We start from the raw sequence: 25,835 nt of genomic DNA on the forward strand, positions 1-25,835 counted from the left end.
TTTTCAGACAGCCTTGATCCAGCCGGCAATGCGTTTTTCAATCGCTTCGGCACTCAAACCCAAGTCGTCCAACAGTTTTTTCGGGTCGCCGTGTTCGGTAACTTTATCTTCTACACCCAGCAGCAACACCGGTTTGCAGATGCCGTGTTTCGCCAACACTTCCAACACCGCGCTGCCTGCGCCACCTTGTTCGGCATTTTCTTCGACAGTAACGATGTAGTCATGGCTTCGGGCAAGACTGACGATTAGTTCTTCATCTATCGGTTTGACAAAGCGCATATCGGCAACGGTCGCATTCAGCTTGTCGGCGACGGTCAATGATGGGGCAACCATGCTGCCAAAGGCGATAACGGCAATTTTCTCGCCTTTGCGACGGATAATGCCTTTGCCGATTTCAACGGTTTCCAGGCCGTCTGAAATGGTTGCGCCCGTGCCTGTACCGCGCGGATAACGGACTGAGGACGGAGAGTTTGCTTGATAGCAGGTTGAGAGCAGCAGGCGGCATTCGTTTTCGTCACTTGGTGCGGCAATAATCATGTTCGGCACGCAACGCAAAAAGCTCAAGTCGTATAAACCGGCATGGGTCGGGCCGTCTGCACCAACAATACCGGCGCGGTCGATAGCGAACAAAACAGGCAGGTTTTGCAAGGCAACGTCGTGTACCAACTGGTCGTAAGCGCGTTGCAGGAAAGTGGAGTAAATCGCCACGACAGGCTTAATGCCTTCGCATGCTAAACCGCCCGCAAAGGTAACGGCGTGTTGCTCGGCGATTCCAACGTCGAAATAGCGGTCGGGGAATTGCTGTTCAAACTCAACCAAGCCGCTGCCCTCGCGCATGGCAGGCGTGATGGCAACCAAACGCTCGTCAGCCGCCGCTTGGTCGCACAGCCATTGGCCGAAAACTTGCGTATAAGTTGGTTTGGCCGCGGCAGGTTTGACTTCCGGCGCAGGCACTTCGCTCGGCAGCTTGGCAACAGCGTGGTATTTGACAGGATCGTTTTCGGCGAATTTGTAGCCGTTGCCTTTTTTGGTGATGACGTGCAGCAACTGAGGGCCTTTGCGGCCACGCAAGTCTTTTAATACGTCCACCAGATTTTCAACGTTGTGGCCGTCAACCGGGCCGGTGTAACGGAAACCGAAGTTTTCAAACAAAGACAGCGACTGTTTGGCGTGTTCCGCTTCGCCTGCCAAGGTTTTGATTTTGTTTTCGACTTTTTGGGCAAGCTCCATCGCGCCGGGCAATTTATCCAATACTTTGCTCGATTGGGCTTTGATGGTGCTCAATAGGCCGTGCATATCGCGCACGACGTTGCTGGCAAGATATTTCGGCAGCGCGCCGACATTGGGGGAAATCGACATTTCGTTGTCGTTGAGGATGACCAGCAAATCGACATCCATATCGCCTGCGCAGTTCAGGGCTTCAAACGCCTGACCTGCCGTCATGGCTCCATCGCCGATGATGGCGACGCTGCGGCGGTTGTTGCCCAACTGTTTGTCGGCAACGGCCATACCCAATGCCGCGCCGATGGATGTGGAAGAATGTCCTACGCCGAACGCGTCGTATTCCGACTCGCTGCGTTTCGGAAAACCCGCCAAACCGCCGTATTGGCGCATGGTGTGCATTTGATTTTTGCGGCCGGTTAGGATTTTGTGCGGATAGCTTTGATGGCCGACATCCCAGACCAAATGGTCTTCGGGCGTGTCGTACACATAATGCAGTGCCACCGTCAGCTCGACCGCGCCCAAGTTACTGGCGAAATGGCCACCCGTCTTACCGACGGAATCCAACAGAAATTCGCGCAATTCGGCGGCGACTTGCGGCAGCTGTTTTTTCTCCAGACGGCGCAAATCCTGAGGCGTATCGATAATATCGAGCAAAGGGCTTGGGTTCATGATTTTTGGCGGTGATTTTTTGTGTAACGGACGATTATATCAAGAGATTGCACAACTTGTTACAAATGCTTTCAGACGGCCCGAACCTTTATCCTTTATAATACTGCCAACTGAAAACACAAGGCCGTCTGAAATGACCCAAAACGCAAACAATCTCTGCTGGCTCGATATGGAAATGACCGGCCTCAACCCGGAACACGACCGCATTATCGAAGTCGCCATGATCATTACCGACTCCGATTTGAACGTACTGGCGCAATCGGACGTATACGTCATCCATCAAAGCGACGAGTTGCTCAACAGCATGGACGAGTGGAACACCGCCACCCACGGCCGCACCGGCCTGACCCAACGCGTGCGCAAATCCAAACTGACCGAAGCCGAAGTCGAGCAAAACCTGTTGGACTTCATGTCCGCATGGATACCTGAGAAATCGACGCCCATGTGCGGCAACTCCATCCATCAAGACCGCCGCTTCATGGTCAAATACATGCCGCGTTTGGAAGCCTATTTCCACTACCGCAACTTAGACGTATCCACGCTGAAAGAATTGGCCAAACGCTGGAATCCGGCCGTTGCCAAAAGCGTGGTCAAACGCGGTTCGCACAAGGCATTGGACGACATCCTCGAAAGTATCGAAGAAATGCGCCATTATCGCGAGCATTTCCTCAAACTCCCTTCCGAACAATAATCTTAAGGCCGTCTGAAACCGGTTTGACACCGTTCAGACGGCCTCATCGGCTTCCCTCATCTCATGAAAATCACCAAAATCTTTACCTTCGATTCCTCGCACATGCTCGACGGGCATGACGGCAAATGCCAAAACCTGCACGGCCACACCTACAAACTCGAAATCATCGTCTCCGCGCCCGTTATCCAAGGCGGCGCAAAAGACGGCATGGTGATGGACTTTACCGACCTGAAAACCATCGTCAAACAACACATTACCGACCCGTTCGACCATGCCTTCATCTATCACGGCAACAACGAACGCGAAAGCCAAATCGCCGCGCTTTTGGAAAGTTGGAACATGAAAACCCTGCGCCTGCCCTGCCGCACCACAGCCGAAAACATGAGCGTAGAAATGTATGGCCGTCTGAAAAATGCCGGTGTCAAAGTGTGCAGCGTGAAACTATGGGAAACGCCGACGTCGTGTGCGGAATATGAAGGAGACTAAACCAGCATTTTGTATTTTTCAGACGCCCTGTTCCACAAACACACCCATCCGCTAAACATCAAAAGGAATCTTCATGAAAATCATCTCCACCCTCCTCGTCCTCTTCGTCGCTGTCGAACATTTCTACGTCGCCTGGCTCGAAATGACGCAAATCCCAAGCGAAAAAGCGTCAGAGCTGTTCAACATGCCTTACGAATTTATGGAACAAAAGCGCGTGCAAACCCTGTTTTCCAACCAAGGCCTGTACAACGGTTTCCTCGCCATCGGCTTGGTATGGGCGCGCTTTGCCGCACCCGACAACGCGGTTTACGGCGCGACCATCCTGTTCCTCGGCTTTGTCCTCATCGCCGCCGCATGGGGCGCGTTTTCATCCGGCAACAAAGGCATTTTGCTCAAACAAGGCTTGCCGGCATTTTTGGCCGCCGCAGCCGTCATTGCCGCTTAAACACACCAGCCGTTCTTTCCACTCGAACTAACAGAAAGAATGGCTGCCTCAACCGATTTCTTAAAACGCTTCACCACAACAATTAAAACCCCACACCCGACATTCATGACCATTCACATCACGCCGAACAATCCCCAATACCGCATTGTCGAAATCTTTGAAAGCCTGCAAGGCGAAGGCTGGAATACAGGCATGCCCGCCGTTTTCATCCGTTTGGGCAAATGCAATCTCGCGTGCAGCTGGTGCGATACCGACTACCTCAAATTCGGCATGATGAGCCTGTCCGATATTTTGGGCCGTCTGAAAACCTACACGGCGCGCAACATCATCATTACCGGCGGCGAGCCTACCATCCAACCGCATTTGGATACCCTGCTCAACACACTCAAAGCCGAAGGCTATTTCCTGTGTATCGAAACCAACGGCCTCAACCCCGCGCCGCCGCAAATCGACTACGTTGCCACCAGCCCTAAAGCCTGCTACGCCGCCAAATATGAATCCAGTTGCATCGAGAAAGCTAATGAAGTGCGCATTGTTGCCGACAGCGATGTCGTTGCATTTTGCCAAGAGATGGAACGCAAAATCCGCGCCCAACATTACTACCTCTCGCCTTGCGAGAAAGATGGTGTGATGAATATCTACGACACCATCCGCCAAATCGGTGTGTTAAACAGCCGACCCGATGCACTCGTCCATTGGCAATTGAGCGTACAAACGCATAAATGGGCAGGAATAGAATAATTCGTTTGAAATCAATTAAAAACAAAATCTTTACAAAATATTGAATGTAAATACCATTCGATATTCGACCAAATGCACTACTGGCAATGCTCTCAGGCTGTCTGAAAACCCAATTTCAGACGGCCTTTTTTGTTACAAACCTCTTGACCGATTACATAAGATTACGTAAAGTGTGCAACAGTTTTCATAAATTGGTAAAACCAATTTACCTGATAACTGGTTGCATCTAAAAAAATAGCAATCCTTATTCGAAAAACATTAACTACTCAACACATCGCATCAAACCCCATTGATTGACGGTTATGATGCTTGTTGCCCCGAGGATAATCCCATGGCTCTCTTTCTCAGTATTTTTCCCATCGTGCTGCTGATCTGGCTGATGGTTAAGAAAAACAGTATGCCGTCCTACGTCGCGTTGCCGATTACCGCCGCGCTGATTTATGCCATCAAACTGTTTTATTTCGGCGACGACGCCATGTTGCTCAACGCAACAGCCGCGTCCGGCCTCGTCTCTACCCTGACCCCGATTACCGTAATTTTCGGTGCCATTATGTTTAACCGCATGATGGAAACCACCGGCTGTATCGATGTCATCCGCAAATGGCTGGCCACCATCAGCCCGAATCCGATTGCCCAGTTGATGATCATCGGCTGGTCTTTCGCCTTTATGATTGAAGGCGCATCCGGTTTCGGCACACCTGCCGCCATTGCCGCGCCAATCCTGATGAGCTTGGGCTTCAACCCATTAAAAGTAGCCATCTTCACTTTGGTCATGAACTCCGTACCCGTATCCTTCGGTGCAGTAGGTACCCCGACTTGGTTCGGCTTCGCTCCTTTGGGCTTGGATCAAAAGAGCATTATGGAAATCGGTATGCAAACCGGCGTAATGCACTTCTTTGCTGGTTTCATCATCCCTGTTATCGGCTTGAGCTTCATCGTACCTTGGGCTGAAATCCGCAAAAACTTGGGCTTCATCGGTATCGCCGTATTCTCCTGTACCCTTCCTTACGTTGCATTGGCGATGGTCAATGAAGAATTCCCATCTCTGGTTGCCGGCGCAATCGGCCTGATGGTATCCGTATTCGCCGCAAACCGCGGCTGGGGCTTGAGCAAAGATTACGCCAAAGACCCGAATGCAGAAAAAGTACCTTTCGCACAAGTTGCCAAAGCACTTGCTCCTTTGGGTATGCTGATCGGCATGCTGGTGATAACCCGTATCAAACAGCTGGGCATCAAAGGCCTGCTGACCAGCAAAGAAGAATGGTTCAGCTTCCAACTGCCGTTTGATTTGTCCAAAATCACCGTCAGCGACTCCCTGACCATCACCTTCGGCAACATCTTCGGTCAAGGCGTAAACGCTTCCTACCAAACCCTCTACGTTCCGGCTTGGATTCCGTTTGTCTTCACCGTTTGGATTTGCATCCTGCTGTACAAAACCAAATTCAAAGATGCATGGTCTTTCTACGCTGCAACCTTCAACCAAACCAAAAAACCTCTGCTTGCCCTGATGGGTGCGCTGATTATGGTTCAACTGATGATGGTTGGCGGCGACGACTCCATGGTGAAAATCATCGGTAAAGAATTTGCCAATATGGCTGGCGAACACTGGGTGTACTTCTCCCCATACCTGGGTGCAATCGGTGCATTCTTCTCCGGCTCCAACACTGTATCCAACTTGACCTTTGGTCCGATTCAACAACAAATCGCGCTTGATACCGGCCTGTCCGTTACCCTCATCCTCGCCCTGCAATCCGTAGGCGGCGCAATGGGTAACATGGTCTGCATCAACAACATCATCGCCGTATGCAGCGTGTTGAACGTAAACAACGCCGAAGGCGCGATCATCAAGAAAACTGTCATCCCGATGAGCATCTATGGTGTCATCGCCGTGACTATCGCTTCAATTTTCTTCTTGTAAACCGCTTCATATCAAAGGCCGTCTGAATATTCAGACGGCCTTTTTTGTATTCTTTTGCTATATTTCTTAAAGAATCATTAATGTATATATTCCGCAACAATCCGCATAACCACTTTGCAACACCAAATTACAAACAACTTTCTATTAATAAACAATCGGGTAAGCATAAGTAAACACTGTTTTGCAATTTACCTAATTGCCACTACCGACAAAACGCCTAAAATACGCTTCATCTGCAAACGGAAACCCTTTCTCATTTTGCAAGATAACACACAACCCTCATATGGAGCTTAGATCATGAAATTACTTTCTGTTATCACTGCAGCCGCATTGGCTACTGTTTCCTTCTCTGCTGCCGCTGCACCTGCCGGCTTCGTTTCTTACCATTGTGACGGTGGCAAATCACTGAACGTGATGTACGGCTTTGACCGTAGCGGCCGTGCAGTTACTGCTGACGTAAACGCCGGTGGCAAAAAAGCCTCTTTGGTTGTCAACAAAAAACGTTCTGACAGCACTGGCACTACTTTCACCAACCGTCAAGGTTATGCAATGTCTGCCGGTTTCATCGACAAAAACACCCACACTACTTCTGAAGTAGTTGGCGTGAACGCCCCTAACGGCTCATTCCTGGTGAAAAACTGCGAACCACGTCCACGTTAATCCCAGTTTTCCTATTTAACCGAATCATCCCGGTTTAATCAAAAGGCCGTCTGAAAAACAATTTTCAGACGGCCTTTTGATTCAATCCTATAAAAAAGAGCGTGTCCCGTACACGCTCTTTTTGTTTGTTCACCCAATTAAATACGCATCGGCATCACGATGTATTTGAAATTCGGATTGTTCGGCACAGTAAACAGCGTTGAACGGTTGGCATCGCCGAAAGCAAGCTGCATATCATCGGAGTGGATGTTACGTAACACATCCATCAAGTAGCCGATGTTGAAACCGACTTCGAGTTCTCCGCCTTGATAAGCGATTTCAAGCTCTTCGCGTGCTTCTTCCTGCTCGTTGTTGCTACATACAACACTCAGCAAACCAGGCTGCAGGAACAGTCGCGCGCCGCGGAATTTTTCATTGGCAAGAATGGCGGCACGTTCAAGCGCACCCAAAAGCTGGGTACGGGATACGAGGAAAATCTTGTCGTTATCCAAAGGAATCACGCGGTTAAAGTCAGGGAATTTGCCATCGATGACTTTGCTGACAATGGTCGTGCCATTGCATTGGAAGCGTACTTGATTGTCCAAAAGCTCAACGGTGATGGACTCGGACGGATTGTTCAGCAGCTTGAAGAGTTCCAATACCGTTTTGCGCGGCAGGATTACTTCCGTTTTCGGCAGTTCCGCTTCAATTTGGCTGGCCGCATAAGCAAGGCGGTGGCCGTCGGTTGCAACAAGGCGCAGTTGGTTGCCTTCAACCTGCATCAGCAAGCCGTTGAGGTAATAGCGGATATCTTGAACCGCCATGCTGTATTGCACTTGCGAAAGCATGGTTTTGAAGGTTTCTTGAGTCAGCGAGAAAGTCGCGCTCACATCGCTGCCGACGTTCATCAACGGAAAGTCTTCTGCAGGCAGGGTTTGCAGGGCAAAACGGGATTTTCCCGCGCGCAAAGTCAAACGGTTGTCCGCCCAATCCAGTGACACCAACGCACTGTCAGGCAGGGCGCGCAAAATGTCTTGGAATTTTTTAGCGTTGGTCGTAATGCGGAAATCGCCTGCCTGACTTTCAGGGCCGGCGGTATTGATTTGGATTTCCAAGTCGGTTGCCAAAAGTTTGGTTTGTCCGTCTTTGCTTTCCAGCAACACATTGGACAAAATCGGCAGAGTATGGCGACGTTCGACAATACCGGTAACGGCTTGCAACGGCTTGAGCAGACTGTCGCGATCGGCTTGTAAAATCAGCATGTTCCATTCCTTTGAATTTGAAATCGGTTGATTTGGGTATTTTAAAATATTTTTTGTTTTCAGACGGCCTCATATTGACATCAGGCCGTCTGAAATTGCATTGGGTCAGTTCTGAATCAAAATCAGCAATTTTTCGTAGTCTTGCGCCAATTCGGGATCTTCTTCACGCAGTTTCGCCACCGCTTTAACGCCGTGCATCACAGTCGTGTGGTCGCGACCGCCAAAGGCATCGCCGATAGAAGGCAGGCTGAGCGTGGTCAGCTCTTTGGTCAGGCTCATGGCGACTTGGCGCGGACGGGCGATGTTGCGCGTGCGTTTTTTACCTAATATATCGCTGATTTTAATACGGTAGTATTTGGCTGTCGCATCGATGATGATGTCGGCGGTAATGACTTTGTGTTTCTCGGCAATAATATCCTGCAAAGCCGTACGCGCCAAATCCATGTCGATGACTGGGCGGTTCATAAAACGGCTGCTGGCGCTGACACGGTTAAACGCGCCTTCCAACTCACGCACATTGGAACGGATCAGATTGGCGATAAACAATGCGGCTTCATCTTCGATACTGATACCGGCCGCTTCTGCCTTTTTCTGCAAAATCGCCACACGCATTTCCAATTCGGGCGGTTCGAGTTCCAACGTCAAACCCCATGAGAAACGGGATTTGAGACGGTCGTCCATGCCCTCGATTTTGGCAGGTAATACGTCGCACGTCAGAATCAGCTGTTTTTTCTCGTTGTGGAAATGGTTGTACAGATAGAAGAATTCTTCCATCGTACGGTCTTTGCCTTTGATGAACTGAATATCGTCGATAATCAGCAGGTCATATTGTTTGTATTGTTGCTTGAACACATCATAAGTGTTGTTGCGCACAGCCTTCATAAAGCTGCGGATATAGTCGTCCGAGTGCATATAGCGCACTTTGGCATCAGGACGGTTTTTCAGCAATTCGTTGCCGATGGCTTGCACCAAGTGGGTTTTACCCAAACCGGTACTGCCGTATAAGAAAAACGGGTTGTAGCCCTGCCCCGGATTTTCAGCGATCGCTTGGGCAGCTGCGGCGGCAAGGCGGTTACCCTTACCTTCCACCAAGGTTTCAAATGTATAGTCGCGCGACAGATTGGTCTGTTCGTAGCGCGCTTCTTCCGCATCGTGTTGCGCGTCGGTTTTGGCTTTGGCAACCGCTTTAGACTCAGCCGGAGCGGCAGTTTGCACTTGAGGCTCATGCGGCAGGTTCTTCATGCGTTGCGCCAAAATCTCGGCAGCCGTCATGGCAGTGGCAGGCTTGGAAACCGTTTCAGACGGCCTATCTTCTTCCATTACAACAACAGTTTGCAAAGGCATTTGAACAGGCTCTACAAATTCTTCAACTTCAATGACTTCTTGCACTTGCACTGGCGCAACAGCCTGAGCCGCCATTTCATAATGCGTACCTACGCCCGGCTTAAACGCAAACGCAGCCTGCTGAGGCACCAATTCGGCACGTACGGCGTCAATTTTGGCGGCAAACTGGCTTTTGAGCATATTGCAGGCAAATTGGTTTTTACCATACACCACCCATACGCCGTTTTCTTCACCCACGGTCAAAGGCGCAATCCATTGCGCAAACTGCCCGGCAGGCAACATTTCGTGAAGGCGGCAAAGGCACAGCGGCCAAAATTCAGCTAACGTCATGAGATTAAGCTCGGAAAATGGAAGACTTGGGAAATACAAGAAGGCAGAGCAGACAGGCAATCCGATAAAAATCAAATTTTTACGATACTCCCGCTGCTTTCATACGGCCTTGCGCACAGAGAAAGGCAAGGTTGGGCGATTATACCCATTCCACTCTTTTTTATCCACAACCGCCGCAAAATTTTATCCACAAATTCTATCAATGCATAAAACCCATTGTCACACTTTAGCCAACGAAAAGTTTTTATATTGATTGACAAAAGCGGCAAATTGGAGTGTAATTCACGGTTTAATTATCTACCAATTTTTAGGAAACATCATGAAACGCACTTATCAACCTTCCGTTACCAAACGCAAACGCACCCACGGCTTCTTGGTTCGCTCCAAAACCCGCGGTGGTCGCGCAGTATTGGCTGCCCGTCGCGCCAAAGGCCGCAAACGCCTGGCTGTATAATTTTGAATTACGGCTTCTCGAAGCAGTATCGCTTATTAAAAACGGATGATTTTTCATCCGTTTTTGCGTTGAAAAACCGACGCAGCCGCGATTTACTGCAAGTCTCCCAGTCCGCAGACAACGCGCTCGGCCATCCGCGCCTTGGTTTGGTCGTCAGCAAAAAGACCGCCAAACGCGCCCATGACCGCAATTATATGAAGCGCGTCATCCGCGACTGGTTCAGGCTGAATCAACACCAGCTGCCGCCGCATGATTTTGTTGTGCGCGTGCGTCAGGCGTTTAATCGGGAAACTGCTCCGGAAGCCCGAAGCCAACTTGCCCAGCTGATGAAAAAACGCCGATGAATACCCTGCTTTCCAAGCTCCTCCTCGCACTCATCCGCTTTTACCAATACTGCATCAGCCCCCTCATTCCGCCGCGCTGCCGCTATACCCCGACCTGTTCACAATACGCAGTCGAAGCCGTCAAAAAATACGGCGCATTCAAAGGCGGATGGCTGGCAATCAAACGCATCGCACGATGCCATCCTTTCGGCGGACACGGCCATGACCCTGTTCCATAATGCTGCTGTCAACCATTTAAAGAACACGATTTCCTTTAATTTCCCGTCGGTTTCTATATAATGCCGTCTGAAGCAGTTTTCATCTTGATTACCTATCCGTCAATTCCAGGAATCTCTTATGGATTTTAAAAGACTAATGGCGTTTTTTGCCATTTCAGTGGCAATCTTTGCCGGCTGGGAACATTTTTTCCCCAGCCCCAAACCTAATCCGGCGCAACAAGCCGCGCAACAGCAAACGGCCGCTGCTCCGGCAAAAGCCGCTGCCGAAGCCGCGCTTACCCCGGCCTCTCCTATTACCGTTACCACAGACACAGTTAAAGCCGTCATCGATGAGAAAAGCGGCGACCTGCGTCAGCTGACCCTCTTGCAATACAAAGCAACCGGCGACGAACACAAACCTTTCGTTCTGTTTAACGACGGCAAGGAATACACCTACGTCGCCCAATCCGAGCTTTTGGACGCACAAGGCAACAATGTTCTGAAAGGAATCAGCTTTACCGCTCCACAAAAACAATACAGTTTGGAAGGCGACAAAGTTGAAGTCCGCCTGAGCGCACCTGAAACCAACGGCCTGAAAATCGACAAAGTTTATACTTTTACCAAAGGCAGCTACTTGGTCAACGTCCGCTTTGACATTACCAACAGCAACGGCCAACCCGTCAACCTAAGTGCAGACTACCGCATCGTTCGCGACCACAGCGAACCTGAAGGCCAAGGCTACTTCACCCGCTCTTACGTCGGCCCGGTGGTTTACACCCCTGAAGGCGGCTTCCAAAAAGTCAGCTTCTCTGATTTGGACGACGATGCCAAATCCGGCAAATCTGAAGCCGAATACATCCGCAAAACCCCGACCGGCTGGCTTGGCATGATTGAACACCACTTCATGTCCACTTGGATTTTGCAGCCTAAAGACGGTCAAAGCGTTTGCACCGCAGGCGACTGCCGTATCGACATCAAACGCCGCAACGACAACTTGTACAGCGCAAGCGTCAGCGTGCCTTTAGCCGCCATCCAAGCCGGTACAAAAGCCGAAACCGCTATCAACCTGTATGCCGGTCCGCAAACCACTTCCGTTATCGCCAACATCGCCGACAAACTGCAACTGGCCAAAGACTATGGCAAAGTACACTGGTTCGCCTCCCCGCTCTTCTGGCTCTTGAACCAACTGCACAACATCATCGGCAACTGGGGCTGGGCAATCATCGTTTTGACCATCATCGTCAAAGCCGTACTGTATCCATTGACCAACGCCTCTTACCGCTCTATGGCAAAAATGCGTGCCGCCGCACCTAAATTGCAAGCCATCAAAGAGAAATACGGCGATGACCGCATGGCGCAGCAACAAGCCATGATGCAGCTTTACAAAGACGAGAAAATCAATCCGCTGGGCGGCTGTCTGCCTATGCTGTTGCAAATCCCCGTCTTCATCGGTCTGTACTGGGCATTGTTCGCCTCCGTAGAATTGCGCCAAGCGCCTTGGTTGGGTTGGATTACCGACTTGAGCCGTCCGGATCCTTTCTACATCCTGCCTTTTATTATGGCGGCAACCATGTTTGCACAGACTTATCTGAATCCGCCGTCAACCGACCCTATGCAGGCGAAAATGATGAAAGTCATGCCTTTGATTTTCTCCATCATGTTCTTCTTCTTCCCTGCCGGTTTGGTTCTGTACTGGGTAGTCAACAACCTCTTGACCATCGCCCAACAATGGCACATCAACCGCAGTATCGAAAAACAACGCGCCCAAGGCGAAGTCGTTTCTTGATGAAGGTTTAGGCAACACAAAGGCCGTCTGTTGTTCAGACGGCCTTTTTTTATTTCCCCAAACAAATACAGTTTGAGATTGAATCCAATCCAGTTTTAAGCAGCATGCAACACAAAAATCGTCGGGCGTTTTTTCAAATTCGGCATTTCTTTTCTTTTTCTCCACTGCGCAATCGTCTGACTGATGATTTCCTGTGTCGGCAAGGTCAAGTCCGTAGCCACGCACAAGCGCGTTTCAGGATGCAGGTTTTCCACCGCATCAGCCAACAACGCATCGTTACGATACGGCGTTTCGATAAACAGCTGCGTTTCATTCTGCTGGCGCGAACGTTGTTCCAAAGCCTTCAAACTCTGAATGCGCTCACTTTTTTCAGACGGCAGATAACCCTTAAATGCAAAGTTTTGCCCATTCGCACCCGAAGCCATCAGCGCCAGCAACAAGCTGGACGGGCCGACCAAAGGCCGTACTTCAAAACCGTGTTTATGCGCCAACGCCACCAAATTCGCTCCCGGATCGGCAACAGCCGGACAACCCGCCTCGCTGACAATACCCATACTGCGCCCTTCTTGCAAAGGTTTCAGCAATTCCGGCAAAATCTTCAAATCCGTGTGTTCATTCAGCGTTTGCAGATTCAGCTCGCGGATAGGCGTAGTCACGCCCAAATGTTTCAAATGCGCGCGCGCTGTTTTTTCCGCTTCCACGATAAAATCCGTCAGCCCGACAATCGCCTGTTGTTCATGCGGCAACAGGCATGGCGTATCAGGCGCACCCAAAGGGGTAGGAATCAAATACAAAATCGGTTTCATTCTTCCAACTCCAAAAAATCTCAGGCCGTCTGAACACATTCAGACGGCCTCAAACTATAAAACTTCCACACCTTCGTTTTTCAAAAAATCAATCAGACGGAAAATCGGAAGGCCGATCAAAGCATTCGGGTCCGTACTTTCAATACGCTCCAACAAAGCGGCGCCCAAACCCTCGCTCTTTGCCGCACCGGCACAATAAACCGCATCCGGCTCGCGTTCCAAATATCGGCTGATTTGTTCCTGCGACAACTGGCGCATGGCAACCACCGTATGATCGACATGATGCTGAACCTTGCCCGTAGCAGTATTCAAAAGCACGATTGCGCTGTAAAATTCAATCCGTTTTCCGCTTAAGTCCGCCAGCATCTGTTGTGCATTTGCGACGTTCATCGGCTTACCCAATTGACGTCCTTCGCACCATGCCACTTGGTCTGCGCCGATAATCAGCGCAGCAGGAAAAGTTGCCGCCAATGAACGGGCTTTGCCTTCAGCCAAACGCAACGCCGTCTCGCCTGCATGCTCGCCCGCAATAGGCGTTTCGTCAAAATCAGGCGATGCCGTCTGAAAATCGATACCCAAACGGCGAAGCTGTCCGCAGCGGAAAACCGAACTCGACCCTAAAACCAAAGGCAGTTTTACTTCCATATTTTTACTTAAAAACATTGACGTTAGACCGCCGAAATTATATCATACTCCGTTTATGTCATACCCTAATTTGATTGACCCAGAAGTTTTCGCCGCCGAAGGGCAGAATCTGCAAGGCAGTTTCCTGCTCGAAGAATTGGATGAACGAGTCAGTTCGCACGATTATCCGGCCGACAAACAGACACGCGTGTCGTTTACGCTGCAAGGCGGTCGCGACCGGCTGCACCGTCTGTTTCTCGATTTAAACGTCAAAGCCGACATGCCCCTGATTTGCCAGCGTTGCATTACGCCCATGCCGTTTCTACTCGATGAAACCAGCCGTATCGTCCTGTTTGCCGATGAAGAGAGTTTGGACGAAGCCATGCTTGCCGATGAAGAATTGGAAGGCATGCTGCTCGAAAAAGAGCTTGACGTGCGGACTCTGGTTGAAGACCAAATCCTGATGTCGCTCCCTTTCTCCCCTCGACACGAAGACTGCGGCAACAATGGAACACTGGAAGAAGTCAATCGGGACAAACCAAACCCCTTCGCTGTTTTAGCAGGTTTGAAAAGCAGTTAATTAGGACACAGTTTATTTATCTAGGAGCTTGAAATGGCCGTTCAACAAAACAAAAAATCCCCTTCTAAACGCGGTATGCACCGTTCACACGACGCTCTGACTGCGCCTTCTCTGTCTGTTGACAGCGCAACCGGCGAAGTACATCGTCCACACCACATTTCTCCAAACGGTATGTACCGTGGCCGTAAAGTGGTAAAAGCTAAAGGCGAATAATCCGTTCGTCTGACTGAAAAAGCCAGAATATTGCCATGCAATGACTGGCTTTTTTGCATTGCACTCTGTATTTTCCTCTTCGGAAGCACACCATGAAACGTAAAATCTGGTACACCTACGACGACATCCACCGCGTAATCAAAGGATTGGCGGAAAAAATCCAAAACTCCGGCACCAAATATGATGCCATGATTGCCATTGGCGGCGGCGGTTTTATCCCTGCCCGCATGTTGCGCTGCTTCTTGGAAATTCCGATTTACGCCGTCACCACAGCCTACTACGACAGCGATAACGAAGGTCAAGTGACCGAGGAAGTAAAAAAAGTCCAATGGCTCGATCCCGTTCCCGATGTACTGAAAGGCAAAAACGTACTGGTTGTTGACGAAGTGGACGACAGCCGCGTTACCATGGAATTCTGCCTGAACGAATTGTTGAAAGAAGATTTCGGCACCGTCGGCGTGGCAGTATTGCATGAAAAAATCAAAGCCAAAGTCGGCAAGATTCCCGAAGGCATCCCTTATTTCAGCGGCATTACCGTGGAAGACTGGTGGATCAACTATCCTTGGGACGCGCTGGACATCGACGAACACAACAAATTGGCCGCGCAAAACCAATAAATTTGGTACGACCATCGCAACAAGCCTTTTCATCTGATTTTCAATTCAATCTCCTGAAAATCAGATGAATGTGCTTGTCCGATTGTCTGAGGCCGTCTGAAACACACAAACCGGAGAACAACATGATTACACTGGCCGTAGATGCCATGGGCGGAGATGCAGGCCTTGCGGTTACCGTCCCCGGTGCAGTGGATTTCCTGAAACAGCAATCCGACGTACATCTGATTATGGTCGGAGATGAAGCAGCAGTCCGCCAAGCATTAAGCTCGGCAGGCGCACCTATGGACCGCATTACCGTCTGCCATGCAGCGCAAGTCGTCGAAATGGATGAAGCGCCGCAATCCGCGCTGAAAAACAAAAAAGAATCATCCATGCGCATCGCCATCAACCAAGTCAAAGAAGGCAACGCGCAAGCCGCCGTATCGGCAGGCAATACCGGCGCACTGATGGCGACCGCCCGATTCGTCCTCAAAACCATTCCCGGCATTGAGCGTCCTGCCATCGCTAAATTCCTGCCTTCCGACAGCGAACACGTTACCCTGGCTTTGGATTTGGGAGCTAACGTCGACTGTACGCCCGAACAACTGGTTCAATTTGCCATCATCGGCAGCGAGCTGGTACACGCGTTGCACCCAGAAAAAGGCAGCCCGCGCGTCGCCCTTTTGAACGTCGGTACAGAAGACATCAAGGGTACGGATGCCGTCAAACAAACCTTTAAACTGTTGAGCAGCAGCAAACTCAACTTTATCGGCAATATCGAAAGCAACGGCGTTTTATATGGCGAAGCCGATGTCGTTGTCGCAGACGGGTTTGTCGGCAACGTTATGCTCAAAACCATCGAAGGCGCAGTTAAATTCATGAGCGGCGCCATCCGCCGTGAATTCCAAAGCACCCTGTTCAACAAACTTGCCGCCATTGCCGCCCTGCCCGCACTCAAAGGCTTGAAAGGCAAATTGGATCCGCGCAAATTTAACGGCGCCATCCTACTTGGTTTACGCGGTATTGTGATTAAGAGCCACGGTGGAACCGACGAAGTCGGCTTCCGTTATGCTTTGGAAGAGGCCTACCACGAAGCCAAATCTGCCGGCCTCGCTCAAATCGAACAAGGCGTAGCCACCCAGTTGGCCGCTTTGGAAGCCGCCAAAGCAGCAGCCGAACTGGAAGAAACCGCTGCTCTAACAACGGAAGCTTAAGGCTGATATACACAGGCCGTCTGAAACTTCAAAATGTTCAGACGGCCTGTTTTTATCTTTAATCACCGACTTCATTCTTAATATTGGGAATTTTCCCATTTTCGCTTACAATACCCGACTATCTGAATCAACTCTCTAAAAAGGCCGTTCTCATGCAATATGCCAAAATTTCCGGTACAGGCAGCTACCTTCCTGCCAACCGCGTCAGCAATGACGACCTTGCAAAAAAAGTGGACACTTCCGACGAGTGGATTACCACGCGTACAGGTATCAAATTTCGCCATATTGCAGACGACAGCGAAAAAACCAGCGACTTGGCCGCCGAGTCAGCGCGCCGCGCCTTGGCAGATGCCGATTTGCAGGCTGACGATATCGATCTGATTATCGTCGCCACAGCCACTCCCGATATGCAATTCCCTTCTACGGCAACCATCGTGCAGCAAAAATTGGGCATTGCCAACGGCTGCCCTGCCTTTGACGTACAAGCCGTGTGCGCCGGTTTTATGTATGCCCTGACCACTGCCAATGCCTACATCAAAAGCGGCATGGCGAAAAACGCTTTGGTCATCGGCGCGGAAACCTTCAGCCGCATCGTCGATTGGAACGACCGCACCACCTGCGTCCTCTTTGGTGATGGTGCTGGCGCGGTTGTCTTAAGCGCATCTGACGAACCGGGCATCATCCACGGCAAACTCAAAGCCGATGGCAACTACCTCGACCTTTTGAACGTCCCCGGACAAATCGCCAACGGCCAGGTTTGCGGTTCGCCCTACATCAGCATGGACGGCCCCGGCGTATTCAAGTTTGCCGTCAAAATGCTATCCAAAATCGCAGATGACGTTATCGAAGAAGCCGGTTACACCGCTGATCAAATCGATTGGATTGTGCCGCACCAAGCCAACAAGCGCATTATCGACTCTACCGCCAAACACTTGGGTTTGAGCATGGACAAAGTGATCTTGACCGTCCAAGACCACGGCAACACTTCCGCAGCCTCCATTCCGTTGGCACTGGATGTCGGCATTAAAAACGGCCAAATCAAACGCGGACAAAACCTCTTGCTCGAAGGCATCGGCGGCGGTTTTGCCTGGGGTGCGGTTTTAGTGAAATACTAACGATTGGGCCGTCTGAACACCTCTTTCAGACGGCCTATTCTGCTCAAACCCATGAAATCCCTAACGTTTGCACTCTGCATCAGCAGCCTGTTTTTAAGCATAACGGCTGTAATATTGCCCAAACTGGCAATTGCCTATCTCGCGCTAAGTGCATACGTTTTCCTGCTTTACTACCAAGACAAACAGCGCGCACGCAAGCACGGCAGGCGCATACCCGAAGCAAAATTGCACCTGCTCAACCTGCTTGGTGGCTGGCCGGGCGGTTATTGCGGCAGCCTCATATTCCGGCATAAAACCAGCAAACCCGGATTTGTCCGCACCTTCCGGCTGACCACCGCAACCAATACTGTCGCCACCCTCCTTCTGCTGGCAGACACCCTCAAACATTCAAACCAATAAGGAATTACCATGTCTTTCGCATTCTTCTTCCCCGGACAAGGCTCACAAAGCCTAGGCATGATGAACGGCTTTGCCGAGCAAGCCATCGTTAAAGCCACATTTGACGAAGCTTCCGCCGTATTGGGTCAAGACCTGTGGGCAATGATTAACGGCGAAGATGCCGAATTAATCGGACAAACCGTCAACACCCAGCCCATCATGCTGGCTGCCGGCATTGCCACCTACCGCGCCTACTTAAAAGCCGGCGGCAAAACCCCTTCCGTCGTTGCAGGCCACAGCCTCGGCGAATACACTGCCCTCGTCGCTGCCGGCGCATTGGATTTTGCAGATGCAGTCAAACTGGTCCGCCTGCGTGCCGAACTCATGCAATCCGCCGTACCGCAAGGCGTAGGCGCAATGGCCGCTATTTTGGGTTTGGAAGACGAACAAGTCAAAGCCATTTGCGCCGAAGCCGCACAAGGCGAAGTCGTTGAAGCCGTCAACTTCAACTCCCCGGGCCAAGTCGTGATTGCCGGCAATACCGCCGCAGTCGAACGCGCCATGGCCGCTGCCAAAGAAGCCGGAGCCAAACGCGCCCTGCCGCTGCCCGTTTCCGTTCCCTCACATTGCAGCCTCATGAAGCCCGCAGCGGAAAAACTTGCCGAAGCATTGAAAGACATCACCATCAAACAACCGCAAATCCGCGTCATCCATAACGCCGATGTTGCTTCTTATGATGATGCCGACAAAATCAAAGACGCCCTAGTACGCCAACTGTACAGCCCAGTGCGCTGGACAGAAACCGTCAACGCGCTTGTTTCCGAAGGCATCACCGAATCCGCCGAATGCGGCCCCGGCAAAGTCCTCGCAGGCCTCGCCAAACGCATCAACAAAGAAGCCGTATGCAGCGCATTGACCAATGCCGATCAAGTGGCTGCATTTATCGAAGCCCATTAAAACGTTTTCAGACGGCCTTATCCTGTCAGGCAAGGCCGTCTGAAAAATCAGCTCCACTCCAATCCGAATACATTATGAAAAAAACCATTATTCTTGCCGTTCCCTACATGTACGGACTGGATCAATGTATCGAAAAAAATCTGCGTTTTCTTGGTTTTGAGGTCATCAACCTGTGCTATGACGACCGGGATTCCTATTACCCGAACTTGGGCAGCAGACTCAAAAACCTCTATCACAAACACATCTCCAAAGACGGCAACTATAAAAAATACCTCAAATACAGTCGCCACCTCGACGACATTCAGCAAAAATTGGCCTTGCTAAACGGCAAAAAAGCCGATTATGCGCTCTGTATCCGCGCCAATATTTACCCCAAAGAAATTATCGCCACCATCCGCGAACACAGCAATGTTTGCGTGAATTATCAATGGGATGGCGTAGGCCGCTTCCCAGACATCATTGAATATTTGGATTATTTTGATCAATGCTGGGTTTTCGACCCCGACGATATTCAAAAATATCCGCAATGCCGTTTCAAAGCCACCACCAATTTTTACTTTGACTTTCCCGTGGCTGAATATGCACCCACTAACAAACTCTACTTTTTAGGCGGCTACGAACTTAGACGCGAAGAGCAAACCAAACGCTTTATCCAAGAAACCGAACGCCTCAGCCTACCCTTGGATTTTCATATCTACTGCAAAGACGACAGGGCTGAAAAAGCCTTCGGACACAACGGCATCCGCTATCTTGACCGCAGCAGCATCCTCAGCTTTGAAGAAAACCTCAGCCAAGTGCAAAGTTGCGGTGCAGTCGTCGATTTTGCACAATTCGAACATTACGGCTTATCATTCCGTATCTTTGATGCGTTGCGTTTCGATAAAAAACTGATTACCACCAACAAACATATCTTGGAAACCGACCTATACCACCCAGACCGCGTGTTCGTATGGGACGGCGGTAATTTAGACGCATTGCCTGAATTTTTGGCACGTCCGTATCAGCAACCTGCCCCTGAAATCAAAGCCTATTATTCGTTTACACAATGGCTAAACCGCCTGCTCGGCATTGATTAACTCTATTGCCTATGGCAAATATACCTGCCTGACAAAATATTATATTGAATACATTATGAGTAAGAAAAAAGTCATTCTCGCCATGCCGGAACTCTTCAAAATCCACGAACTCATTATTGAGAACTTGGAGAAATGCGGATTTGAAGTGCTGTCCCTGACCTATGAAGAAAAAGAGTTCAAATACAAAAATGTATTTCAACGGCTGAAAAAAATCTGGTATCGAAATATTCTTGGACAAAAAGACTTCAAAAAACGGACCATGTTCCGCGCCGTAGAAGAACGCCTCAATTCCCTGTTAAGCGAACATCCCGAACAAGCGGATTATTGCTTCATGATTTGGCTGGGTGCCTATCCGAAAGACTTCATCGCCAAGCTCAGAGCGCATTCAAAATTAATGGTGTATTACAACTGGGAAGCCCTGACCTTCTTAAAAGAAGACTTCGACAACATCGAATTTTTCGACAAATTTTACTTTTTCGATCCGTTTGACCAAGGCAAACATCCCGAATACACCGAAAAACTCTTTCCAACCACCAGCTTCTACTTTGACAGCTTCAGGCCGTCTGAAAACCCGCAAAACAAAATCTTGTTTATCGGTTCGTACGCTGCCGACCGCAACAATGACATCCGTGCATTTTGCGAAGCTGCGCGTTCAATCGGTTTAGAAATAGATTTTCGCTTGGCCAGTAAGAAAATCGAAGAAGAAAAAGCGGCTTTAGGCATTCCCGAAGTCGAATTCTTCTCATTTGAAAACGCCCTCTCCTATCGTCAAAACTTAGAAGAAGCGGCCAAATCCTCTGTATTGGTAGATTTCCTCAACCGCAAGCACTACGGCCTCTCTTTGCGGATTTTCGAAGCGATTGGATTGGACAAAAAACTGATTACGACCAATCCGACCATCGTACATTACGATTTTTATCACCCGAACAATATGTTCTACTGGGACGGAAGCAACCTTGAAGAACTCAAAGCCTTCCTGACCTTGCCGTACGTACCGCTTGCCCCCGGCCTGAAACACAAATACAGCTTCAGCAACTGGATCAGCTGCGCATTTGATATTGAACCGAATATCCCTATCAGATTACCTGAAATCAATAGAGAAGTTGTGGAGAATTTAAATGTTTGATAGAGAAAAATTGGTATTAGAAACTGTTCATATCCGCAAACGAGAATTCATTGAACAGCCGAAACATATTGTTTATGCAGCCGATCAAAACTATATCAAACACATCGGCACTGCGTTACTTTCTGTATTGCAAAACAATACCAGCCCAATACATTTTCATTTGTTAGTTAGTGGTTCAGAAGGTTATGATTTTAATATTTTCGATCAAATTGAAACATCAAATCAAAACTACGCAATAAGCGTTTACCATTTAAATACAGAATACTTTTCTACCCTGCAAACTACTCATTATTTTACTATCGCTATGTATTACCGTATGAGTATCCCTTGCTTATTAAAAGGTATTGCTCATACTGCACTTTATTTAGATACTGATGTACTGTGCTTGGGTAACATTGATGATTTATTTGAAATCGACATTTCAAATTCTTTGATTGCCGCCGTACCTGATGCAATCTTATACAGAGCATATATAAAACAACTCAATCAATTTGGTTTTACAGATACTGAGCCTTATTTCAACTCCGGGGTCATTCTATTCAATATTGACAAATGGAATGATATGGCAATAGATAAAATTTTGTCTGAAAAAATGCAAGCCGTAGAAAAACAAAATTTTAAACTCTCCTGCCCAGATCAAGATATTTTGAATTTAGCCTGTATAGGTCATGTACACTGGCTTTCAGAAAACTTTAACTGGATACATTGGCATCAAAAATACAGTGAATTGATCGATAATCCCAACAATATCCGCTTAGTCCATTTTGTTGGTCATATCAAACCGTGGCATCAATTAGGCTTCCACCCCGCATATGATCAATATTTTAAGAATTCCCCATGGAATAACGGATATCTAGAACAACCTCTATCAACTTGGTTGCCCTTTCCAAATCCTAAAAGGAAATTTAGACAAGCAGCCAAACGACTTTGGAAACAAGGACAAAAAAAGCAAGCATGGGCATACTACAAAGAATATTTATTACGAAGAATCAACAAACGACGGTATCAAGCACCCTCCCTAGGTAAATAAGGCCGTCTGAAACCATTTTTCCAATCGCAATTAAGGAATAAAACATGAGTACACAAGATTTGAGCGGCAAAATCGCTTTGGTAACCGGCGCTTCTCGCGGTATTGGTGCGGCGATTGCCGATACTTTGGCTGCGGCCGGTGCAAAAGTTATCGGTACAGCCACCAGTGAGAGCGGTGCGGCTGCAATCGGCGAACGCTTGGCACAATGGGGCGGCGAAGGCCGTGCATTGAATTCTGCCGAACCTGAAACCATCGAAAACCTGATTGCCGACATCGAAAAAGAATTCGGCAAACTGGATATTCTGGTCAACAACGCCGGCATTACCCGTGACAACCTCCTAATGCGCATGAAAGAGGAAGAGTGGGACGACATCATGCAGGTTAACCTCAAATCTGTGTTCCGTGCCTCCAAAGCCGTATTGCGCGGTATGATGAAACAGCGTGCCGGCCGCATCATTAACATTACATCTGTTGTCGGCGTGATGGGCAATGCCGGGCAAACCAACTATGCAGCGGCAAAAGCAGGCTTAATCGGCTTCTCCAAATCTATGGCGCGTGAAGTCGGCAGCCGCGGCATTACCGTCAACTGCGTTGCCCCGGGCTTTATCGACACCGATATGACCCGCGCCCTGCCGGAAGAAACCCGCAAAACCTTTGAAGCGCAAACTTCTTTGGGCAAATTCGGTGAAGCGCAAGATATTGCCGATGCAGTTTTGTTCTTGGCTTCTGAACAGGCAAAATACATTACCGGTCAGACACTTCATGTCAACGGCGGCATGTTGATGCCTTAAACCGTTTATTTAAAGGCCGTCTGAATATTTCAGACGGCCCTTTTTGTCAATCAAAACACTACTTTACATTCTATCTTGATATAATCTTAATAATCCGTTAGATAACGCTCGAAACAGTAAGTCCAAATAAGCATGATACGGGAAATCAAATCGCAGAAATGAAGTTCATTCTGTGCGTTTTTATTTGGATTTGCTGTCGGTTTTCGACGTGTTTCAGACGGCCTATATAACAATAGCTACTTTTAACGAAAGGCCGCCCACTCTATGCACGAATTCTCCCTCGGTCCCATTGTCATTGTCCTGTTGGTTTCCGTCATTACGGTTATCTGCTGTCGCAAGTTCAACATTCCTTCCATGCTCGGTTATCTTTTGGTCGGTTTTATTGCCGGTCCGGGTATGTTCAAACTGATTCCGCAAAGCTACGCCACCGACTATTTGGGCGAAATCGGCATTGTGTTCTTGATGTTCAGCATCGGTCTCGAATTCTCCCTACCCAAACTCAAAGCCATGCGCCGCCTCGTATTCGGCTTGGGTGGTTTACAAGTCATCATTACCATGCTCTCGATTATGGGCATTTTGATGGCAATGGGCACGCCGTTTAACTGGGCGTTTGCCACTGCGGGCGCACTGACCATGTCGTCCACCGCCATCGTCAGCCGCATTCTGTCGGAGAAAACCGAGCTGGGTCAGCCGCATGGTCAAATGGCCATGGGTGTTTTGCTGATGCAAGATATTGCCGTGGTACCGCTGATGATTCTGATTCCGGCGCTTGCTGGCGGCAGCGAAGGCAACTTGTGGGTAGAGCTGGGCTTGGCCGGTTTGAAAATGTTGCTGACCTTGGGCATTTTGTTTGTTGTCGGCAGCCGAGTGATGTCACGCTGGTTCAGACTGGTTGCCAAACGCAAATCGTCCGAACTCTTTATGATCAACGTTTTGCTGGTTACTTTGGGCGTGGCCTATCTGACAGAGCTTGAAGGCCTGTCTATGGCATTGGGCGCATTCGTCGCCGGTATGTTGCTTTCCGAAACCGAATACCGTATTCAGGTAGAAGACGACATCCGTCCATTCCGCGACATCCTGCTTGGCTTCTTCTTCATTACCGTCGGTATGAAGCTGAATATTCAGGCGCTGATCGGCAACTGGCAGCAAATCCTGATTTTGTTGGCAATCCTGTTGGTCTTGAAAGCACTGGTCGTCTTCATCATCGCTTTGCGCATGAAAAACCCTGTGGGCGACAGCCTCAAGAGTGCGCTTTATTTGGCGCAAGGCGGCGAGTTCGGCTTCGTGATGCTGGCCATTTCCAGCAAAATCAATATGGTTTCACCTGAATTGGAACAAGCGGCCACTGCAGCCGTCTTGCTCTCCATGATTGCCGCACCATTCATTTTGGGCAGCAGCGATGCCATCGTCAGCCGCTTCGTTAAATCCGACTGGGACATGAAAGCCTTGGACTTGCACTCTATGTTGGTGGAAACCATGAGCAAATCCGAACACGTCCTGATTATCGGTTTCGGACGCGGCGGTCAATCGGTTGCCCGTGTATTGGCGCAAGAAGGTATCCCCTACTTTGCCCTTGACTTGGATATTGCCCGCGTACAAGTGGCACGCAACGCAGGCGAACCGGTTTCCTTTGGCGATGCCAAACGCCGTGAAGTCTTGGAAGCCGCCGGCTTGGGGCGCGCCAAAATGGTGGTCATCACGCTGAACAATATGCATGAAACCCAACATGTTCTCGGCAACATCATGTCCATGCATCCGAGTATGCCGGTTTATGTTCGCGCCACCAATGACGATTACGTCAAAACCTTTACCGAAATGGGTGCGGAAGAAACCGTCTCCGATACCAAAGAAACCAGCCTGGTGCTGGCAAGCTATGCCATGTTGGGTCACGGTCTCTCTTACAACCATGTTTATCAAACCATAACCCACATCCGTCACAGCCGCTATGCATCGTTGCAAGACTTGTTTGTCGGCAGTGATGATGACAGCTTCTCCGATGAAGACAGCAAGGCCGTCTGCCGCCATGCCTTCCCATTGCAAGGCGAAGCGCACGCCATCGGTAAAACCATCCGTGAATTGCCATTGGCAGCGCATTATCTGAAACTATTGTTTATCCGCCGCAATACCGGAAAAATCCAAGACCTTGACCCTGATTTTGTTCTGGAAAACGGCGACATTTTGGTTGTCGCAGGCAAGCAGGAAGAAATTATTTCCTTTGAAAACTGGTGCTTGCAGGGAGATATCTAATTATCGACAAATAAATCTTGCGCGCATCAGGATTTTTTGGTTTAATAGCGTCTTCGCAATTTTGCGCATGGGTGATTAGCTCAGTTGGTAGAGCGTCTGCCTTACAAGCAGAATGTCGGCGGTTCGACTCCGTCATCACCCACCAAGTTTTTTTTCATTGTCTTTGACAGTGAATACGCGGTGGTAGCTCAGTTGGTTAGAGTACCGGCCTGTCACGCCGGGGGTCGCGGGTTCGAGCCCCGTCCGCCGCGCCATTATTTAAAAATACTGACTCTTCAGTATCTCCCTTTTTCGGGTGATTAGCTCAGTTGGTAGAGCGTCTGCCTTACAAGCAGAATGTCGGCGGTTCGACTCCGTCATCACCCACCACTTTCCTTTTCATTGTCTCTGACAATGGATGCGCGGTGGTAGCTCAGTTGGTTAGAGTACCGGCCTGTCACGCCGGGGGTCGCGGGTTCGAGCCCCGTCCGCCGCGCCATCAAGTTAAAAATAAAAATACCGGTTTTTACCGGTATTTTTTTCGTCTGTACCCTATGCCTTTTTATAAAAAAT

At 49.4% G+C, this 25,835-nt stretch carries 27 protein-coding genes and 4 tRNA genes; 26 read left to right on the forward strand and 5 right to left on the reverse strand.

From position 1 onward, the window contains the following. Positions 1-3: 3 nt before the first annotated feature. Positions 4-1,893, reverse strand: a complete 1,890-nt coding sequence (gene dxs, locus ACTHSN_RS02630; RefSeq protein ID WP_440365057.1) for a 1-deoxy-D-xylulose-5-phosphate synthase — start codon at positions 1,891-1,893, stop codon at positions 4-6. 133 nt (positions 1,894-2,026) lie between these two features. On the opposite strand from dxs, the gene orn reads away from it, so the two are divergent. The 6 genes from orn to ACTHSN_RS02660 all read left to right on the forward strand — a co-directional run bounded on the left by orn (position 2,027) and on the right by ACTHSN_RS02660 (position 6,834). Further along, positions 2,027-2,584 (forward strand): oligoribonuclease, encoded by a 558-nt coding sequence (gene orn / locus ACTHSN_RS02635; protein ID WP_107792204.1) that lies wholly within the window; start codon positions 2,027-2,029, stop codon positions 2,582-2,584. A 63-nt stretch (positions 2,585-2,647) separates the two neighbouring features. After that, entirely contained in the window at positions 2,648-3,070 is a 423-nt protein-coding gene (queD, locus tag ACTHSN_RS02640) for a 6-carboxytetrahydropterin synthase QueD (protein ID WP_107792205.1), read from the forward strand. 73 nt (positions 3,071-3,143) lie between these two features. Beyond that, entirely contained in the window at positions 3,144-3,515 is a 372-nt protein-coding gene (locus ACTHSN_RS02645; protein WP_107792206.1) for a DUF1304 domain-containing protein, read from the forward strand. 105 nt (positions 3,516-3,620) lie between these two features. Further along, positions 3,621-4,256 carry a 7-carboxy-7-deazaguanine synthase QueE gene (locus tag ACTHSN_RS02650; protein ID WP_107792258.1) on the forward strand — a complete coding sequence of 212 codons (636 nt, stop codon included), beginning with the start codon at positions 3,621-3,623 and terminating at the stop codon, positions 4,254-4,256. Positions 4,257-4,587: 331 nt separating this feature from the next. Then, entirely contained in the window at positions 4,588-6,174 is a 1,587-nt protein-coding gene (locus tag ACTHSN_RS02655; protein WP_070460394.1) for an L-lactate permease, read from the forward strand. A gap of 297 nt (positions 6,175-6,471) precedes the next feature. Beyond that, positions 6,472-6,834: an ACP-like domain-containing protein gene (locus ACTHSN_RS02660; protein ID WP_070460395.1), complete on the forward strand. Its 363-nt coding sequence runs from the start codon at positions 6,472-6,474 to the stop codon at positions 6,832-6,834. A 137-nt stretch (positions 6,835-6,971) separates the two neighbouring features. On the opposite strand, the gene dnaN is transcribed toward ACTHSN_RS02660, so the two are convergent. Both dnaN and dnaA read right to left on the reverse strand, forming a co-directional pair. Further along, the gene (dnaN, locus tag ACTHSN_RS02665) at positions 6,972-8,075 is read right to left on the reverse strand and encodes a DNA polymerase III subunit beta (RefSeq protein WP_004520410.1); all 1,104 of its coding nucleotides are present in this window, start codon (positions 8,073-8,075) and stop codon (positions 6,972-6,974) included. A gap of 105 nt (positions 8,076-8,180) precedes the next feature. Next, positions 8,181-9,749, reverse strand: a complete 1,569-nt coding sequence (dnaA, locus tag ACTHSN_RS02670) for a chromosomal replication initiator protein DnaA (RefSeq protein ID WP_070460398.1) — start codon at positions 9,747-9,749, stop codon at positions 8,181-8,183. A 319-nt stretch (positions 9,750-10,068) separates the two neighbouring features. On the opposite strand from dnaA, the gene rpmH reads away from it, so the two are divergent. The 4 genes from rpmH (at position 10,069) to yidC (ending at position 12,530) form a co-directional block, all read left to right on the forward strand. Beyond that, on the forward strand, positions 10,069-10,203 hold the full coding sequence (gene rpmH, locus ACTHSN_RS02675) for a 50S ribosomal protein L34 (RefSeq protein ID WP_002214728.1): 135 nt from the start codon (positions 10,069-10,071) through the stop codon (positions 10,201-10,203). Between the two features lie 2 nt (positions 10,204-10,205). Further along, positions 10,206-10,547: a ribonuclease P protein component gene (gene rnpA / locus ACTHSN_RS02680; RefSeq protein WP_070460400.1), complete on the forward strand. Its 342-nt coding sequence runs from the start codon at positions 10,206-10,208 to the stop codon at positions 10,545-10,547. Next, positions 10,544-10,765 carry a membrane protein insertion efficiency factor YidD gene (yidD, locus tag ACTHSN_RS02685; protein WP_003682178.1) on the forward strand — a complete coding sequence of 74 codons (222 nt, stop codon included), beginning with the start codon at positions 10,544-10,546 and terminating at the stop codon, positions 10,763-10,765. Before rnpA ends, yidD begins: the two co-directional genes overlap by 4 nt. Positions 10,766-10,883: 118 nt before the next feature. Next, positions 10,884-12,530: a membrane protein insertase YidC gene (yidC, locus tag ACTHSN_RS02690; protein ID WP_070460406.1), complete on the forward strand. Its 1,647-nt coding sequence runs from the start codon at positions 10,884-10,886 to the stop codon at positions 12,528-12,530. Positions 12,531-12,625: 95 nt separating this feature from the next. Here the strand turns inward: yidC and ACTHSN_RS02695 are convergent, their stop codons facing one another. Together ACTHSN_RS02695 and ACTHSN_RS02700 are read right to left on the reverse strand one after the other, a co-directional pair. Continuing rightward, positions 12,626-13,336: an SAM-dependent methyltransferase gene (locus ACTHSN_RS02695; protein ID WP_107769139.1), complete on the reverse strand. Its 711-nt coding sequence runs from the start codon at positions 13,334-13,336 to the stop codon at positions 12,626-12,628. 54 nt (positions 13,337-13,390) lie between these two features. Then, complete coding sequence (locus ACTHSN_RS02700) at positions 13,391-13,981, reverse strand: Maf family protein (RefSeq protein ID WP_070460632.1); 591 nt, start codon at positions 13,979-13,981, stop codon at positions 13,391-13,393. Positions 13,982-14,036: 55 nt separating this feature from the next. Between ACTHSN_RS02700 and ACTHSN_RS02705 the strand changes: the two genes are divergently transcribed. The 16 genes from ACTHSN_RS02705 (at position 14,037) to ACTHSN_RS02780 (ending at position 25,761) form a co-directional block, all read left to right on the forward strand. Continuing rightward, positions 14,037-14,540: a YceD family protein gene (locus tag ACTHSN_RS02705; RefSeq protein ID WP_070460410.1), complete on the forward strand. Its 504-nt coding sequence runs from the start codon at positions 14,037-14,039 to the stop codon at positions 14,538-14,540. Between the two features lie 33 nt (positions 14,541-14,573). Beyond that, positions 14,574-14,753 carry a 50S ribosomal protein L32 gene (gene rpmF / locus ACTHSN_RS02710; protein WP_002240035.1) on the forward strand — a complete coding sequence of 60 codons (180 nt, stop codon included), beginning with the start codon at positions 14,574-14,576 and terminating at the stop codon, positions 14,751-14,753. Between the two features lie 92 nt (positions 14,754-14,845). Then, positions 14,846-15,370, forward strand: coding sequence for a phosphoribosyltransferase (locus ACTHSN_RS02715; RefSeq protein ID WP_070460412.1), 525 nt, complete (start codon positions 14,846-14,848; stop codon positions 15,368-15,370). Positions 15,371-15,492: 122 nt separating this feature from the next. Next, positions 15,493-16,563 carry a phosphate acyltransferase PlsX gene (plsX, locus tag ACTHSN_RS02720; protein ID WP_070460414.1) on the forward strand — a complete coding sequence of 357 codons (1,071 nt, stop codon included), beginning with the start codon at positions 15,493-15,495 and terminating at the stop codon, positions 16,561-16,563. A gap of 152 nt (positions 16,564-16,715) precedes the next feature. After that, a complete protein-coding gene (locus tag ACTHSN_RS02725; RefSeq protein WP_070460415.1) occupies positions 16,716-17,678 on the forward strand; it encodes a beta-ketoacyl-ACP synthase III in 963 nt (320 codons plus the stop codon). A gap of 51 nt (positions 17,679-17,729) precedes the next feature. Beyond that, positions 17,730-18,077 carry a DUF1294 domain-containing protein gene (locus tag ACTHSN_RS02730; protein ID WP_070460417.1) on the forward strand — a complete coding sequence of 116 codons (348 nt, stop codon included), beginning with the start codon at positions 17,730-17,732 and terminating at the stop codon, positions 18,075-18,077. Positions 18,078-18,086: 9 nt separating this feature from the next. Further along, complete coding sequence (gene fabD / locus ACTHSN_RS02735; RefSeq protein WP_070460419.1) at positions 18,087-19,013, forward strand: ACP S-malonyltransferase; 927 nt, start codon at positions 18,087-18,089, stop codon at positions 19,011-19,013. 74 nt (positions 19,014-19,087) lie between these two features. Continuing rightward, positions 19,088-20,089, forward strand: a complete 1,002-nt coding sequence (locus tag ACTHSN_RS02740) for a hypothetical protein (protein WP_070460421.1) — start codon at positions 19,088-19,090, stop codon at positions 20,087-20,089. Between the two features lie 55 nt (positions 20,090-20,144). Then, positions 20,145-21,215 (forward strand): hypothetical protein, encoded by a 1,071-nt coding sequence (locus tag ACTHSN_RS02745; RefSeq protein ID WP_070460634.1) that lies wholly within the window; start codon positions 20,145-20,147, stop codon positions 21,213-21,215. Further along, positions 21,208-22,245, forward strand: a complete 1,038-nt coding sequence (locus tag ACTHSN_RS02750; RefSeq protein WP_070460423.1) for a glycosyltransferase family 8 protein — start codon at positions 21,208-21,210, stop codon at positions 22,243-22,245. Before ACTHSN_RS02745 ends, ACTHSN_RS02750 begins: the two co-directional genes overlap by 8 nt. A 44-nt stretch (positions 22,246-22,289) precedes the next feature. Beyond that, positions 22,290-23,036, forward strand: coding sequence for a 3-oxoacyl-ACP reductase FabG (gene fabG, locus ACTHSN_RS02755; protein WP_070460425.1), 747 nt, complete (start codon positions 22,290-22,292; stop codon positions 23,034-23,036). A gap of 264 nt (positions 23,037-23,300) precedes the next feature. Then, positions 23,301-25,283 (forward strand): monovalent cation:proton antiporter family protein, encoded by a 1,983-nt coding sequence (locus ACTHSN_RS02760; RefSeq protein ID WP_107792208.1) that lies wholly within the window; start codon positions 23,301-23,303, stop codon positions 25,281-25,283. Positions 25,284-25,352: 69 nt separating this feature from the next. Continuing rightward, positions 25,353-25,428: transfer RNA gene (locus ACTHSN_RS02765), tRNA-Val, on the forward strand. Positions 25,429-25,460: 32 nt separating this feature from the next. Next, positions 25,461-25,537, forward strand: a tRNA-Asp gene (locus tag ACTHSN_RS02770). A gap of 39 nt (positions 25,538-25,576) precedes the next feature. After that, positions 25,577-25,652, forward strand: a tRNA-Val gene (locus ACTHSN_RS02775). A gap of 32 nt (positions 25,653-25,684) precedes the next feature. Then, a tRNA-Asp gene (locus ACTHSN_RS02780) sits at positions 25,685-25,761 on the forward strand. The last annotated feature ends 74 nt before the right edge of the window (positions 25,762-25,835 follow it).

The organism is Neisseria sp. P0009.S010 (genome assembly GCF_051958545.1).
Lineage (GTDB): Bacteria > Pseudomonadota > Gammaproteobacteria > Burkholderiales > Neisseriaceae > Neisseria > Neisseria subflava_A.

Excerpts from the sequence above, each read along its gene's own strand:
- dxs (WP_440365057.1), bottom strand. The coding sequence starts at position 1,893 with ATGAACCCAAGCCCTTTGCTCGATATTATCGATACGCCTCAGGATTTG.
- orn (WP_107792204.1), top strand. The coding sequence starts at position 2,027 with ATGACCCAAAACGCAAACAATCTCTGCTGGCTCGATATGGAAATGACC.
- queD (WP_107792205.1), top strand. The coding sequence starts at position 2,648 with ATGAAAATCACCAAAATCTTTACCTTCGATTCCTCGCACATGCTCGAC.
- ACTHSN_RS02645 (WP_107792206.1), top strand. The coding sequence starts at position 3,144 with ATGAAAATCATCTCCACCCTCCTCGTCCTCTTCGTCGCTGTCGAACAT.
- ACTHSN_RS02650 (WP_107792258.1), top strand. The coding sequence starts at position 3,621 with ATGACCATTCACATCACGCCGAACAATCCCCAATACCGCATTGTCGAA.
- ACTHSN_RS02655 (WP_070460394.1), top strand. The coding sequence starts at position 4,588 with ATGGCTCTCTTTCTCAGTATTTTTCCCATCGTGCTGCTGATCTGGCTG.
- ACTHSN_RS02660 (WP_070460395.1), top strand. The coding sequence starts at position 6,472 with ATGAAATTACTTTCTGTTATCACTGCAGCCGCATTGGCTACTGTTTCC.
- dnaN (WP_004520410.1), bottom strand. The coding sequence starts at position 8,075 with ATGCTGATTTTACAAGCCGATCGCGACAGTCTGCTCAAGCCGTTGCAA.
- dnaA (WP_070460398.1), bottom strand. The coding sequence starts at position 9,749 with ATGACGTTAGCTGAATTTTGGCCGCTGTGCCTTTGCCGCCTTCACGAA.
- rpmH (WP_002214728.1), top strand. The coding sequence starts at position 10,069 with ATGAAACGCACTTATCAACCTTCCGTTACCAAACGCAAACGCACCCAC.
- yidD (WP_003682178.1), top strand. The coding sequence starts at position 10,544 with ATGAATACCCTGCTTTCCAAGCTCCTCCTCGCACTCATCCGCTTTTAC.
- yidC (WP_070460406.1), top strand. The coding sequence starts at position 10,884 with ATGGATTTTAAAAGACTAATGGCGTTTTTTGCCATTTCAGTGGCAATC.
- ACTHSN_RS02695 (WP_107769139.1), bottom strand. The coding sequence starts at position 13,336 with ATGAAACCGATTTTGTATTTGATTCCTACCCCTTTGGGTGCGCCTGAT.
- ACTHSN_RS02700 (WP_070460632.1), bottom strand. The coding sequence starts at position 13,981 with ATGGAAGTAAAACTGCCTTTGGTTTTAGGGTCGAGTTCGGTTTTCCGC.
- ACTHSN_RS02705 (WP_070460410.1), top strand. The coding sequence starts at position 14,037 with ATGTCATACCCTAATTTGATTGACCCAGAAGTTTTCGCCGCCGAAGGG.
- rpmF (WP_002240035.1), top strand. The coding sequence starts at position 14,574 with ATGGCCGTTCAACAAAACAAAAAATCCCCTTCTAAACGCGGTATGCAC.
- ACTHSN_RS02715 (WP_070460412.1), top strand. The coding sequence starts at position 14,846 with ATGAAACGTAAAATCTGGTACACCTACGACGACATCCACCGCGTAATC.
- plsX (WP_070460414.1), top strand. The coding sequence starts at position 15,493 with ATGATTACACTGGCCGTAGATGCCATGGGCGGAGATGCAGGCCTTGCG.
- ACTHSN_RS02725 (WP_070460415.1), top strand. The coding sequence starts at position 16,716 with ATGCAATATGCCAAAATTTCCGGTACAGGCAGCTACCTTCCTGCCAAC.
- ACTHSN_RS02730 (WP_070460417.1), top strand. The coding sequence starts at position 17,730 with ATGAAATCCCTAACGTTTGCACTCTGCATCAGCAGCCTGTTTTTAAGC.
- fabD (WP_070460419.1), top strand. The coding sequence starts at position 18,087 with ATGTCTTTCGCATTCTTCTTCCCCGGACAAGGCTCACAAAGCCTAGGC.
- ACTHSN_RS02740 (WP_070460421.1), top strand. The coding sequence starts at position 19,088 with ATGAAAAAAACCATTATTCTTGCCGTTCCCTACATGTACGGACTGGAT.
- ACTHSN_RS02745 (WP_070460634.1), top strand. The coding sequence starts at position 20,145 with ATGAGTAAGAAAAAAGTCATTCTCGCCATGCCGGAACTCTTCAAAATC.
- ACTHSN_RS02750 (WP_070460423.1), top strand. The coding sequence starts at position 21,208 with ATGTTTGATAGAGAAAAATTGGTATTAGAAACTGTTCATATCCGCAAA.
- fabG (WP_070460425.1), top strand. The coding sequence starts at position 22,290 with ATGAGTACACAAGATTTGAGCGGCAAAATCGCTTTGGTAACCGGCGCT.
- ACTHSN_RS02760 (WP_107792208.1), top strand. The coding sequence starts at position 23,301 with ATGCACGAATTCTCCCTCGGTCCCATTGTCATTGTCCTGTTGGTTTCC.